This is a genomic window from Pedobacter sp. ASV12, assembly GCF_016429155.1.
Lineage (GTDB): Bacteria > Bacteroidota > Bacteroidia > Sphingobacteriales > Sphingobacteriaceae > Pedobacter.
In genome coordinates, this window is sequence record NZ_JAELUC010000015.1 from 46,850 (window position 1) to 60,785 (window position 13,936).

Annotated in this window: 14 protein-coding genes; all 14 read right to left on the minus strand. The window is 45.2% G+C overall.

The window, feature by feature from the left end; genetic code table 11:
- The gene (gene murD, locus JHD69_RS06195; protein ID WP_199138398.1) at positions 1-1,344 is read right to left on the minus strand and encodes a UDP-N-acetylmuramoyl-L-alanine--D-glutamate ligase; all 1,344 of its coding nucleotides are present in this window, start codon (positions 1,342-1,344) and stop codon (positions 1-3) included.
- Positions 1,344-2,591 carry a phospho-N-acetylmuramoyl-pentapeptide-transferase gene (gene mraY / locus JHD69_RS06200; RefSeq protein WP_199138400.1) on the minus strand — a complete coding sequence of 416 codons (1,248 nt, stop codon included), beginning with the start codon at positions 2,589-2,591 and terminating at the stop codon, positions 1,344-1,346. Before mraY ends, murD begins: the two co-directional genes overlap by 1 nt.
- A complete protein-coding gene (locus tag JHD69_RS06205) occupies positions 2,591-4,048 on the minus strand; it encodes a UDP-N-acetylmuramoyl-L-alanyl-D-glutamate--2,6-diaminopimelate ligase (protein ID WP_199138401.1) in 1,458 nt (485 codons plus the stop codon). Before JHD69_RS06205 ends, mraY begins: the two co-directional genes overlap by 1 nt.
- 180 nt (positions 4,049-4,228) lie before the next feature.
- Positions 4,229-6,334, minus strand: a complete 2,106-nt coding sequence (locus JHD69_RS06210; protein WP_199138402.1) for a penicillin-binding protein — start codon at positions 6,332-6,334, stop codon at positions 4,229-4,231.
- Positions 6,324-6,746 carry an FtsL-like putative cell division protein gene (locus JHD69_RS06215; protein WP_199138403.1) on the minus strand — a complete coding sequence of 141 codons (423 nt, stop codon included), beginning with the start codon at positions 6,744-6,746 and terminating at the stop codon, positions 6,324-6,326. The genes JHD69_RS06210 and JHD69_RS06215 overlap by 11 nt, the downstream gene beginning before the upstream one ends.
- Entirely contained in the window at positions 6,743-7,648 is a 906-nt protein-coding gene (gene rsmH, locus JHD69_RS06220; protein WP_199138404.1) for a 16S rRNA (cytosine(1402)-N(4))-methyltransferase RsmH, read from the minus strand. The genes JHD69_RS06215 and rsmH overlap by 4 nt, the downstream gene beginning before the upstream one ends.
- Positions 7,638-8,105 (minus strand): division/cell wall cluster transcriptional repressor MraZ, encoded by a 468-nt coding sequence (mraZ, locus tag JHD69_RS06225; protein ID WP_199138405.1) that lies wholly within the window; start codon positions 8,103-8,105, stop codon positions 7,638-7,640. Before mraZ ends, rsmH begins: the two co-directional genes overlap by 11 nt.
- 230 nt (positions 8,106-8,335) lie before the next feature.
- Entirely contained in the window at positions 8,336-9,526 is a 1,191-nt protein-coding gene (locus JHD69_RS06230; RefSeq protein ID WP_199138406.1) for a phosphoglycerate kinase, read from the minus strand.
- Positions 9,527-9,541: 15 nt separating this feature from the next.
- Positions 9,542-9,973 carry a GNAT family N-acetyltransferase gene (locus JHD69_RS06235; RefSeq protein WP_199138408.1) on the minus strand — a complete coding sequence of 144 codons (432 nt, stop codon included), beginning with the start codon at positions 9,971-9,973 and terminating at the stop codon, positions 9,542-9,544.
- Between the two features lie 63 nt (positions 9,974-10,036).
- A complete protein-coding gene (gene gap / locus JHD69_RS06240; protein ID WP_199138416.1) occupies positions 10,037-11,047 on the minus strand; it encodes a type I glyceraldehyde-3-phosphate dehydrogenase in 1,011 nt (336 codons plus the stop codon).
- Positions 11,048-11,192: 145 nt separating this feature from the next.
- Positions 11,193-12,320: an MraY family glycosyltransferase gene (locus JHD69_RS06245; RefSeq protein WP_233165741.1), complete on the minus strand. Its 1,128-nt coding sequence runs from the start codon at positions 12,318-12,320 to the stop codon at positions 11,193-11,195.
- Between the two features lie 64 nt (positions 12,321-12,384).
- A complete protein-coding gene (locus JHD69_RS06250; protein ID WP_199138418.1) occupies positions 12,385-13,131 on the minus strand; it encodes a glycosyltransferase family 2 protein in 747 nt (248 codons plus the stop codon).
- Positions 13,132-13,609: 478 nt separating this feature from the next.
- Positions 13,610-13,813 carry a hypothetical protein gene (locus JHD69_RS06255; protein ID WP_199138420.1) on the minus strand — a complete coding sequence of 68 codons (204 nt, stop codon included), beginning with the start codon at positions 13,811-13,813 and terminating at the stop codon, positions 13,610-13,612.
- On the minus strand, positions 13,749-13,936 hold a 188-nt coding region (locus JHD69_RS06260), incomplete at its 5' end, for a hypothetical protein (protein ID WP_199138422.1). The genes JHD69_RS06255 and JHD69_RS06260, both read right to left, overlap by 65 nt.

A 13,936-nucleotide genomic window follows, 5' to 3' on the forward strand; every position in this document is an offset into this window, starting at 1 on the left:
TTATAATTCTTTTACGGCCGCCTTGAACTGGTTGCCCCTGTCTTCATAGTTTTTAAACAAATCGAAGCTTGCACAGGCTGGCGACAACAACACGGTATCGCCTTTTTTAGCCAAATGGTAAGCCACCTGAACGGCCTCGTCGGCCGAGAAAGTATTCACGATCACATCCACATCATCCTCAAAAGCCTCATGGATACGCTTGTTGTCCTTACCCATACACACAATAGCTTTTACCTTGCTGCGCACCAAATCTTTGAGCATGGTATAATCATTGCCCTTGTCAACACCTCCCATAATGAGCACCACTTCAGTGCCTACGCTCTCCAAAGCATACCAGGTAGAATTGACATTGGTTGCCTTCGAATCATTGATGTAGGTCACATCAGATATTTTGGCCACGAACTCCAAACGGTGTTCGATGTTTTTGAAATTGCCCATGCTTTCGCGAATGGTTTCATTACGCAGCTCTAGAACCTTGGCTACAATGCCCGATGCCATAGAGTTGTAAATGTTGTGCTTTCCTTGTAGGGCTAAATCTGAAATTGACATGGTTAATTCTTCGTTTAAGTGTGTGTTGATATGTATGGTGTTGTTTTCAAGGTAGGCCCCGTTTGCTATTTTCTTTCTGATAGAGAAGCGGTAGGTCCTCGCATTGATTTTGGTTCGTTTTAATATTTTTTGGGTTTCTTCATCGTCTTCGCAGTAAATGAATACATCCTTTTCGGTCTGATTTTGTACAATCCGCATTTTTGAAGCGGCATAATTGTCCATTTTATAATCATAGCGGTCCAAATGGTCGGGGGTGATGTTGAGCAGCACTGCTACATCGGCCTTGAACCCGAACATATCATCGAGCATAAAACTCGAAATCTCCAATACATACCAATCAAAGTCTTCGGTAGCCACCTGTGCTGCAAAACTTTGTCCGATGTTGCCTCCCAAGCCTACGTTCAATCCTGCGTTTTTGAGGATGTGGTAAGTTAGCATGGTGGTAGTCGATTTACCATTAGAGCCTGTAATGCAAACCGTTTTGGCCTGGGTATACCTTTTGGCAAACTCGATTTCCGAAATCACCGGAATACCTTTTTGCTTCAATGCCTTTACCATAGGCGCTGTGGCAGGAATACCCGGACTTTTAACTACTTCGGTTGCATTTAAAATCAGTTCACTGGTATGCTGGTTTTCTTCGAAAGCAACGTTCAGTTTGTTCAAGGCAGTTTTGTAGCGATCGGCAATGGCTCCAAAATCCGATACAAAAACATCAAAACCCTGTTTCTGTGCCAGCTTTGCCGCACCCACTCCACTTTCGCCTGCGCCTAAAACAACCAGTCTCTTTCTTTCCATTAGCGTAGTTTTAAGGTTACAAAAGTGATTACCGCCAGTATAATGCCCACGATCCAGAAACGGGTCACGATTTTAGCCTCGTGATAGCCTTTTTTCTGATAGTGATGGTGCAATGGCGACATCAGGAAAATCCTTCTGCCTTCGCCAAAGCGTTTTTTGGTGTATTTGAAATAGCTTACCTGTAGCGTTACCGACAGCACCTCGACCAAAAACACCCCGCATAGAATAGGAATGAGCAGTTCCTTGCGGATCATGATGGCAAACACCGCAATGATGCCACCAATAGTCAAACTGCCTGTATCGCCCATAAAAATCTGCGCAGGATAGGAATTGTACCACAAAAAGCCCACGCAAGCTCCCACAAAGGCGCCAGCAAAAATGATAAGCTCGCCCGAATTCGGGATATACATGATGTTGAGGTACTCGGCAATAACCGTATTACCCGACACATAGGCCAGAATACCCAAGGTAATCCCAATGATAGCCGATGTTCCGGTAGCCAATCCGTCTATGCCGTCGGTTAGGTTGGCCCCATTCGATACGGCCGTTACAATGGTGATGACGAAAAACAGGAACACAATCAAGGCGTATTTTTCATAATCCTTACCCAAAAACTTCAATACCTTGGCATAATCAAATTCGTTGTTTTTATAGAAAGGCACATTGGTTTTGGTCGATTTTACATCTTGAGTATAGTAAAAGCTCTCGCCTTTTTGCCTCAACACCATTGGTGCTGTACTGGTTGTTTTACTCGCCTCGTCAACGGTTTGCCTAACCACGATATTGGGGTTAAAGTACATGGTCAGTCCAACAATAATGGCCAAACCCACCTGGCCCACCACCTTGAACTTGCCGGCCAAGCCCTCTTTGTTCTTTTTGAAAACTTTGATATAATCGTCGAGGAAACCGATAGCGCCCATCCAAACCGTGGTAACCAGCATCAAAATCACGTATACGTTGGTGATGTTGGCAAACAGGAAAGTTGGAATGAAAATACCCAACAAAATCATGATACCGCCCATGGTTGGCGTACCTTGTTTTTGCATTTGGCCTTCCAAGCCTAAATTCCTTACGGTTTCGCCCACTTGTTTGCGGTGTAGAAAATCAATGATCCTGCGGCCATAAACGGTAGTGATGATCAGCGAAAGGATAATAGACAAAGACGACCTGAAAGTCAGGTATTGGAACAACCTCAATCCCGGAAAGTCATAATGCTTATGCAGATATTCGAATAATAAATATAACATTAGTTAATGAGGTTAAATTGTTCGTTCAATACTTCTTTATCGTCAAAATGATGTCTCACTCCTTTCACTTCCTGGTACTTTTCATGCCCCTTGCCCGCTACCAATATAATATCGCCAGGCTTGGCCAAATGGCAGGCCGTTTTAATGGCTTCTTTCCTATCGGTAATGCTCAATGTTTTGCGTTGGTTGGTTGGCGAAACGCCTTTCTCCATTTCGGCAATAATGGCTTGAGGATCTTCAGTACGTGGATTGTCTGACGTGAGAATTACCTTGTCGCTCCAATCGCAAGCCGTTTGGGCCATTACCGGGCGTTTGGTTCGGTCTCTATCGCCGCCACAGCCAATTACGGTAATTACCTGCTCGGTTCCTTTTCTGATATTGGCAATGGTACTCAATACATTCTGCACCGCATCTGGTGTATGTGCATAGTCTACAATACCGATAATGCCTTGTTTAGATACGATATAATCGAAACGGCCTTCGGCTCCGTGCAAGCTGCTCAGCACGGTCAGCACTTTGAGCCGATCTTGTTCCAACAAAATTGCCGTAGCATAGGCGGCCAACAGGTTATAGGCATTGAATGAGCCTACCATTTTGAAGTAAACATCCATGTCGTCTACATTCAAGTGGAGGCCACTAAATTTGTTTTCAATGATTTTGGCTTTAAAATCGGCCATTTGCTTTAAGGCATAGGTCTTTTTATGGGCCTTGGTGTTTTGCAGCATCACCATTCCGTTTTTATCGTCGGCATTGGTCAAGGCAAAAGCATTTTTTGGCAAGCCATCGAAAAATTCCTTTTTCGCTTTGAGGTAGTTATCAAACGTATGGTGAAAGTCGAGATGGTCGTGCGTAATGTTAGAAAAAATGCCACCGGTAAACGTCAATCCCACAATACGGTGCTGTACCACGGCGTGCGAGCTCACTTCCATGAAGCAGTATTCGCAACCGGCATCAACCATATTGGCCAACAGTTGGTTAAGTGCAATTGGATTAGGCGTGGTATGCGTAGCCGGAACAACGGTATCGTTGATGTGGTTCTGAACGGTAGAAACCAAGCCAACGCCATAGCCCAAGCCACGAAACAACTGGTAAAGCAAAGTAGCAATGGTTGTTTTGCCATTGGTACCGGTAACACCTACCAATTTCAGCTGTGCCGACGGATTGCCATAAAAATTGCTGGCTACCGTACCTAAGGCGGCCGAAGAACTTTCTACTTCTACGTAGGTTACTTCGTTATCTACTTCGGCTGGCATGGTTTCGCAAACCACCACAACAGCACCCGCCGCAACAGTTTGCGCAATGTATTGATGTCCGTCAACCACCGTTCCCTTCACCGCAAAAAACAAGGTACCGGCTTTTACCTCCCTCGAATCAAAGGCCAAGGCCTTTACTTCCTGATTGGGCTTACCTACCAAGCTTTTTATTGCTACACCATATAATAAATCTTGCAACTGCATCTTTCTATTTTAATTTTCAATGATTGAATTTTGAATGAGTGAATGGGTATTTTATCTTATTCTGTCATTCTCTAATTCATTCATTCTGTCATTTTCAATTTTGAAGGAGTGATTCTGAACAAATGAATGGCTAGCATTTTTAATTCAGTCATTCAATCATTCTATCATCCATTCATTTTATTATTGTAATTGTATTTCTACCATTAATCCCTTGCCAATCTTGCTGCCCGGCTCTATCGATTGCGCCGTTACCTTGCCACTGCCCCTCACCCTTGTTTTTAATCCGGCGTTGCCCAAAAGGTACATCGCATCTTTAAGCCCCATGCCTTTTACATTAGGCATTACGCCTTTTACCGGCTCGGCTTCCTGATAGGCAATGCCATTGCTGGTATCTACCGTATTGAAATAGTCTGACTTGGCGGCATAAAGCGTTTTAATGCCAAAAGCGTTGTACACTTTCTTGGTTGCCTTGCTTTGGCCAGCTTTTGCTTCAGGAGGCGTGGTATTGCCCACCATGCGATCTTTTACGCTGCCGAACATTTGCACATCGCCTGCATAGATTCGATCGGCCACCTCTCTAAATACCGGACCCGAAACCAAGGCTCCATAATAAGCGCCTTTCGGATCGTTAATAACGACAATCATCGAATATTTCGGACGCTCGGCCGGAAAATAGCCCACAAACGATGCCTGGTATTGCTTTTTGGCTTTATAGCCCAAATTGCCATCGGCCACTTGTGCCGTTCCGGTTTTGCCGGCAATCTTATATAAAGGATTATAAACTACCTGCTTGCCACTGCCTTCGGTTACCACGCCTTCGAGCATAGACTTGATTTTGCTCAAGGTTACATCCGAACAGATTTTTTCGTTGATTACCCTGGCCTTAAACTGCTCAATCGGATTGCCCAACCTCCTGATTTCCTTTACAAAAATGGGGGCAATGTATTTTCCGTTGTTAGCTACCGCATTGTAGAACGAAAGCATTTTTAAAGGCGTAAGCTGCATTTCGTAGCCATAAGCCATTTGTGGCAAGGTGAGGTTTTTGTTCCAGCTTTTATTTTTTGGGTTTTTCACCACAGGCCGTGCTTCGCCAGGAATTTGAAGCTTCATCAGCTCATTCAAATGCCAGTTGTACAAATGATCGGTAAATTTGGCCTGATCTTCTTTATAAGCTCTGTTTACCAACTCGGCCACCGCCGCATTGGACGATTGCTCAAAAGCTTTCTTAACGGTTACCGTACCGATGCTGCCATGCGAATCGACTACTATTTTTTTGTTGCCCGGCACCTGGTAGCTACCTGTGCCCACCATTGTATTGGTATCTACATATTTATCTTCGAGCAAGGCCATATACGACGCCAGCTTGAAAGTAGAGCCCGGATCTTGGTTACCGGCAATGGCATAATTAAACTGTTCCTTATATTCGCCCTCGCCCACCTTGGTGTAATTGGCTACCGCCCTGATTTCTCCAGTGGCCACTTCCATTACAATGACCGCCCCGTGGTGCGCGTCGCTCTTGATCAATTGCTTTTTAAGCGCGTTTTGCGCCAAATCCTGTATATTGATATCGATGGTCGAAATAATATCGGCCCCTTCTTTTGGCGCCACTTCCGCATCGTTGTTTACCGGTTCATACACGCCGCCACTAATGCGTTGCATCAACTGCTTGCCACTTTCGCCATTGATATAATGGCCATAGGCGCCTTCTAAGCCCACGCCATTTTTTACGTTTTCATTTTTATAGCCGATGGTTCTGGCGGCCAAATCCTTAAATGGCAAAATCCTTTTATTGCGTTGCGTAACGGTTAGGCAACTCAAGCCATTTTTGGTTTTGATCAAAGGAAAAGTCTTGATTTCCTTCAAATCCTGATAAGAAACCTTTCTTTTAAGCAACAAGCTATGCACGCTATCCTGCCTTGCCTTGCGCAGCAAGCGAGAATAGTCCTTGGCACTTTTATCGCCAAAAAACTGAGACAGCTTCATGGCCAGCGAGTCTACCTTCGAGTTGAAAAATTCATTGTCTTGGATGCTGCCAGCCACCATATCCATGCGCAGTTCGTATTCAGGCACCGAAGTAGCCAGCAAACTGCCATCGTTAGAATAGATATTGCCACGGGCCGCCTCAATGGTAAATTCCCTGATCGATAAACTATCAGCCTTAGCGCGCCATTTATGCCCCTGCACATATTGGATATCGCCCAGCCTCAACAATACAGCAAGGGCGAAAAGTACGATGAGCCCGAAGGCCAGGTACACACGCAACAATATGTTTGCTCTAATGTTCATTATCGTTGATTATAATTTTTTTAGGTGGTTCGATCAGCTCTTTAATGCCAAGCGTATCTACTTTTTTGGCCACTTCGGTCAATTTGCTCTTAAACATCAAATCGGCCTTTAGCGACTTATATTCCCAACTCAGCTCTTTTACTTCTTTACTTAATTTATCTATGTTTCTTATGTTCTTAACCGCCATGTGGCTGTTCGCGATGTAAATCATGACCAGCACACAGAGAAAAATCAAAAAAGGCAACATATCCGTAGCCGCCTCCTTACTCACCACCCCCTCGGTAAACAGCTTTCTAAAAAAAACCAGCGTACTGCTTTCCTTAGGAGGCTCTTCGCGAAGCTTCGGTTCTTCCTCCAGCTCCAAATGCTCTTCTTCAGGTTCTTCTACCTTTTTTTTGAATTGGTTGTTCATAGCTTTTCTCCAATCCTCAATTTTGCGCTTCTGGCCCTGCCGTTTATCGCCACCTCTTTTTCATCGGCCATCACAGCCTTGCGCGTAATGACCTTAAAAGGCTTTTGCTCATTACCAAAAAAATCCTTCTCCACCTCGCCCTGAAATTTGCCCTTGGCCAAAAAATTCTTCACCGGCCTGTCTTCCAACGAATGATAAGACATCACCACCAAACGGCCTCCCTTTTTGAGCACCGAGGCGCTTTGCTCCAAAAAGTTTTCCAGCATATCGATTTCGGCATTCACCTCGATGCGCAGGGCCTGAAAAACCTGAGCCATATATTTATGCTCTTTTCCTTTTGGAATATGTTGCGCAATCACAGATTTAAAATCGGCCAAGGTTACAATCGGCTTATCCATGCGGGCCGTTGCGATAGTGCGGGCCAGTGATTTTGCGTTTTTCACTTCACCATAGATTCCAAAAATCTTATGGAGCTTGTCTTCCGCATAAGTATTGAGCACTTCGGCCGCTGTTAAAGCGCGTTGCTTATCCATGCGCATATCCAAATCGGCATCAAAACGCGTAGAAAACCCACGGCTTGGCTCATTGAACTGGTGCGAAGAAACACCCAGGTCGGCCAAAATTCCATCCACCTCTTTGTAGCCCAGCAAACGCAGGTTATTTTTCAGGAAACCGAAGTTCTGATCCACAAACACAAAGCGCTTGTCGTCTATTTTATTCCTTTGGGCATCGGGGTCCTGATCAAAAGCGATCAGCACACCATCTTTATTCAAGTGTTTTAAGATCTCGCGCGAGTGGCCGCCGCCACCAAATGTTACGTCGACATAAACGCCGGCCGGATTGATAGCCAAACCTTCGATGCACTCTTGCAACATTACCGGTACATGATAATTAGTTTCCATCATCCCTCCTATCTCTTCCGCCCATTACTTCTTCGGCCAGATTGGCGAAGTTTTCAGGCTCGTTGTCCAACAACTGATCATAGGCATCTTTTGACCACACTTCGATTTTATCGAACTGACAGGCCAGCACTACATCGCCAGCAATGCCCGCAAATTCCAATAAGGATTTCGGCAAAAGCACCCTGCCCGAAGCATCCAAGCTCAACTCGCTGGCGCCACGGGTAAAGAAGCGGATGAACTCTCTTGTTTTTTTCTCGTAGGGATTCAACTTGCTCAATTCAGCCACGATTCCTTCCCACACTTTTTTAGGATAAATAACCAAATGCTTCTCAAAACCGCGGTTAATAACGAGGCCCTCCTGCTCCACATTAGGCAATTGTTTTTTCAGACTAGAAGGCACCATCAAGCGGCCCTTCTGGTCTAACTTACAATCGAATTCTCCTAACAGTTGAATCATTTTACCACCTACACATTTTATGTAGTGTAAAAATAAATACTTCTACCACAATTTACCACTTCCTACCACAAAAAGTTTTCAACATCTTATAAATTCCCATTTTGTCCCATTTTTATTGTTTTTTAGCCGATTTTAGGGCATAAAAAAGGTGGGAGCCCAGACCAAAACTGAACTCCCACCTTAAAAAATTGGCACTTTTGAAGCCTAAAGGCTTCTTAAGCTCGATAAAATTATTCCTGAATTGCCTTCACGCCCGGCAATTCTTTTCCTTCCATGTACTCTAAAAGCGCACCGCCTCCAGTCGAAACATAGCTTACCTGATCTTCGAGATTGAACTTGGCAATAGCCGCTGCCGAATCGCCGCCGCCAATTAAAGAAAAGGCTCCGTTTTTAGTGGCCTCTACCACTGCCAAGGCAATGGCTTTGGTGCCTTGTTCAAAGTTTTCCATTTCGAAAACACCCATCGGACCGTTCCACAATAAAGTCTTCGAATCTTTGATGGTTTTGCTAAACAATTCAATTGTTTTCGGACCGATATCCAAACCCATCCAGCCTGCCGGAATCTGCCCGGTATCTACTTGGCTTTGAGCAGCTTCATTATCAAATTTATCGGCAATTACCGTATCCACCGGCAAAATCAGGCTTACACCTTTTGCCTTTGCTTTATCCAGCAATTCCAGGCACAATGGCATCCTGTCTTCCTCTAGCAGCGAAGTTCCGATCTCTCCGCCTTGCGCCTTAGCAAAAGTATAGGCCATACCGCCACCAATTATCAGGTTATCAACCTTTTCCAACAGGCTCTCGATCAGCAAGATCTTATCAGAAACCTTTGCCCCGCCCATAATTGCCGTGAATGGCTTGGCGGCGCCATGATTTACTTTTTCGGCGTTTTCAAGCTCTTGCGCCATCAGATAGCCGAAGTACTTATGATTTGGAAAAAACTGCGCTACGATGGTAGTCGAAGCATGGGCACGATGCGCGGTGCCAAAGGCATCGTTTACATACACATCGCCCAATTTGGCTAATTTCTCGGCAAAGGCCACATCGCCTTTTTCTTCTTCGGGATGGAAACGAAGATTTTCCAGGAGCAACACCTCGCCAGGAAACAAGTTCTTGGCTTTGTTTTCGGCTTCTTCGCCTATGCAGTCGCTCGCAAACTTAACGGTAAGGTCGAGCATCCTCGACAAATCGCCCAAAATGTGTTTCAAAGAATATTTTTGGTCGGGTCCGCCTTTCGGCCTGCCCAAATGCGACATCAAGACCACCGCCCCCCCATCATTTAATATTTTGTTGATGGTCGGCAATGCCGCGCGCATCCTTTTGTCGTCGGTAATGTTAAAGTCTTTATCTAACGGCACATTGAAATCTACCCTGATCAGGGCTTTTTTATCCTTGAAATTACATTGGTCGATTGTCTTCATCTCTTTAGTATTGCTTTAGTATAAATTTAAAATCATTTCGTAATGCGGTCCTACGCCCGCTATTTCAAACTCTTCTCCCATAAGCCGAAAACCCAGCTTTTGGTAAAACCCAACGGCCGACGTACGAGCGTTGCACCAAATATACTGTGCATTTGTGTTTTTAATGTAAGCAATTGCAAATTTAACAAGCTCGGCACCGTAGCCCTTACCCCCAAAGCCCTCATCGGTAGCCATGCCGCGCAACTGATAGCCTTCTTCCTTGCTGTCTTTGTAGCTTTTCGGAAAAAAAGAAGCAATGGTGGCGATTTCATCACCCACACCATAGGCCAGGTGAAAGGCACCTTGTACATGATCTGTGGGAAAAACACACTCGGCTGGCGCCAAACCGTTTCTCAATATCTTGCTCCTGAGCCCCAAAGTAAGCTCGGCGGGAATAAACTTAACCATATCCTTAATTTTGAAGGAGAAAATTTTAAATGATAGCTTTCATTCAATCATTCCTTCATTTAATCATTCAATCATTTTAACGCTTTGCGTTTCTCTAATCTTAACAACCAAATCGACCAATCTGTTCGAGTAGCCCGATTCGTTGTCGTACCAGCCAACCACTTTTACCAAATCTCCCACGATGGAAGTCAGCTTCGAATCGAAAACGCACGAATAGCTATTGTCGATAATATCGACCGAAACAATCGGGTCTTCTGTATACTGTACAATGTTTTTCAATTTGCCACCTGCAGCCCGCCTAAATGCTTCGTTAATTTCGGCTATGCTGGTTTTGCGTTTAAGGATGCAGGTAAAATCGGTAAGCGAACCATTTAAAACCGGCACGCGAATACCTGCACCGCCAAGTTTCCCATCCAGGTGTGGGAAGATGTGGGTAATGGCTTTGGCTGCTCCTGTACTGGTGGGTATGATAGACGAAGAAGCCGCCCTTGCCCTGCGCAAATCGTTGTGGGGCGCATCGTGCAGGTTCTGGTCGCCCGTCATAGAGTGTACCGTGGTAATGTAGCCGTCTTCAATGCCCCAGTTATCATCGAGCACCTTTACCATGGGCGCCACGTTATTGGTGGTACAGGAAGCATTTGACAAAATGGGCGAACCGAGGTCGATTTGCTCATCGTTAACCCCGATTACTACCATCGGAATGCTTGGATCGCTGGCCGGAGCCGAAATAAGTACCTGCTTCGCACCTGCCTGCAAATGCAGGGAAGCATTGGCCTGGTTGGTAAACTTGCCCGTCGACTCGATAACCAAATCAATCCCTAATGATGCCCAAGGCAATTGACCGGGGTTTGCTACGGCAAAAACCTTTATTTTTTGGCCATTGATGATCAAACTTTCATCATCGTGCGCTACCTCTCCCTTAAAAACGCCGTGAACAGAGTCGTATTTGAAGAGATGAGCCAAGGTTGCAGGCGCTCCAAGATCGTTGATGGCTTCAACCTTCAGCTGGCGCTCGATCGCGGTACGCAAGAAAGTGCGCCCAATCCTGCCAAAACCATTAATAGCAATTTTCATGAGAATACAATTTATGCTTGGGTTGCGAAGCCTTGTTGGCCCTATTCGCACTTTTCGCAAACAGCCTAGCCAATACAGTTTCACCGTGCAAAACTACCTATATTCTTTGAAAGGAACTGTCTTTATATGTTTTAATTGCCCCTTTTTAACGTTTCGACGACATAAAGGTGTCTTTAAAAATCACGTCGGACAGTTTATAGTTGCTATCGGCCCTTTTGCCGATGGCATAAGTAACAATCGTATTCATCACCACACATATGGTAATGAGGATGCTGATGAGCACAAAGTTGCCGAAACGCTGCATCGCTACAGCAAAAAAGACCATGGCTACGCTAAAAGAGCCCAATGTCCATACAATTTGGTTGGCACTAAAGCCCAAACGCTGCAAACGGTGGTGAACATGGTTTCTATCGCCTTTAAACGGAGATTGTCTGTGCAGCATCCTAATAAAGAAAATACGCAACGAATCGAAGATGGGAACCAGCAATACTGCAACCGCAATGGCCGGCGCCGAATAAAAATAGAGCTTTGGAGAGCTTCCTATTTTGTTGAGTTCTATAAATTTAATGGCCAAGGCAACAGATACCAGGCCCACAATCAGCGCCCCGGTATCGCCCATAAAGATTTTTGCCGGCGCATAATTGAATACCAAAAAGCCACAAATCGCCCCCATCATGGCAAAAGCAATGAAAGCGTAAGGCAAGGCATTGGCTACGGCGAAAAAGACACCAAAGCTCAAGGTAGCCAGCACGCCGAGCGTTCCCGCCAGGCCGTCGACCCCATCGATGAGGTTAAAGGCGTTGTTGACAAAAATAATAACCACAATGGAGAATAAACTGCCCCAGAATACATTTACCTCCCACACCAAAAATACACCGTACAAGCTTGTCAGCCTAAATTCGCCCAGTACCACCAAAATAACCGCTACCACAAGCTGCAACATGAACTTAACCTTGGCACTTACGCCATACAAATCGTCTTTTAGGCCCAAGGCAAACAGCACAATACTCGATGTGAGCAAAAAATTAGCCTGCTTGTAATTAACCATTGCCGCAAAAAGCAAGGTAGTGATAGCGAAACTGCAAAAAATAGCCACCCCGCCCAACCTCGAAATATGGAGCTTATGCGATTTCCGGTGACTATCGGAACGATCGAACAGGCGATACTTGATGGCGGTAAATATAATGGAAGGGATGCCAGCGATAGAAAGCGCAAACGACAAGCCGACAACGGCAATATAATACATTACATGTGTTTGCAGAATCGCGGTCATAATTTAGGAGCAAGATAACTTTTGTAAATAAAAGATAAAAATATTAATTGACGGTTAAATTCAACTAAATCAACAAAAACTGGGAGATTTTACTCAGCTTCTTAAAAACCAATGTGAGCCATGATCTCGGAACTTTATTGGCTCTAAGTGCCCGATAATCGTTAACCAGAGCATGATAACGATGCTTCATCGAGGCATTGCTCATGCCTCCCACCCTCATGTTGACCATTAATTCATCCAGAAAAACAGCCTTCACCTGGTATCGGTACAAAAACCTCAACATCAACTCATAGTCGGCTGCCGTACCAAAATTCAACGAATAGCCCCCATAGCGCCCAAACAACTCGCGCTTCAAATAAAGCGTTGGGTGCGCAGGCATCCAGCCCAGTTCGATGGCCCTTTTGGTAAATGGCTTTGAAATCCATTTCCTGATTATTTTCCTCGTTTCGGGATGGATATAATTGAGGTTGCCATAAACGCCATCTGCACCTGAAGCGACCAAACGCTCAACTACTTTCGAAATCACCTGAGGATTGGCCAGTATATCGTCGGCATTCAATATGCCCAATACTTCGCCGGTAGCCAAATTAATCCCCTTGTTCAGCGCATCGTACATGCCTTTGTCTTTTTCAGATACCAACTGCGCAATGCCTTGCTTGTGCCGCTCGATAATGGCCAAGGTTTGGTCGGTAGAGCCGCCATCAACCACAATATATTCGATCTGGCCATAATCCTGCGCCATGACAGAGGAAAGGCAATCGTCGATATATTTCTCGCCGTTATATACTACCGTGATGATGGATACCTTCATGAATGCGCCCCGATTTAGAAATATGCGTAAAGATAATTAATGCCAAGCAATTATTGCATCCCGCCAACAACGCCAAGATTGGAGCACCGGCAAACGATTGCTCTTTAGCATTTAAAATTTGTTCTCAACAGCCCTGAATTTCCGGCAAAAAGTTTCTCGGCAAAAAATATTGGGGATCAGAAAGAAAGTCAGGCACTTCAAATCAAGTAAGATTTACCCATGGAACTGACAATGGGTATGCCATCCACACGGGTCACGAGACTCAACTGACCCACAAACCCTAGATAAACAAGCAATGCGTGGCCAAGGGCTAGATTTTCAGCCTGAGGCTTCGAAACAACCTAAGCGCTGCCGATCCCTGATTTTCTGAAAGATTTAAAAATACTCGTATATTTTTGAGAAAAAAGATATACTAAAACATGCTGCTTATGCACATCAAAAACAAGACAACCACTTCAAACATCAATCATCATTACGCTTAGGCGATGGCAACCATGCGTTTCCTCAAAAAGAACACTCCGGCGCCACCAGCCGCCACCAGCATCAAGCCTACATAATCATCGATTGGGCAATTGTTCACGGTCGAATAGGTAACTACGTAGCCCCAAACCGCATCGTCAATCCTGCAAAGCGAAGTACTTACATTCACACAATAAACCGAAGAACTCAGTACCCTCGGCATGTAAGCGTAGTTGGGATAGCCCATGTCGTTCCCGTCGCGAGTCTGATAGCTGTCTCTTATACACATCTAAAAGGGGGGGGGGGGGGGGGGGGGGGGGGGGGGGGGGGGGGGGGGGGGGGGGGG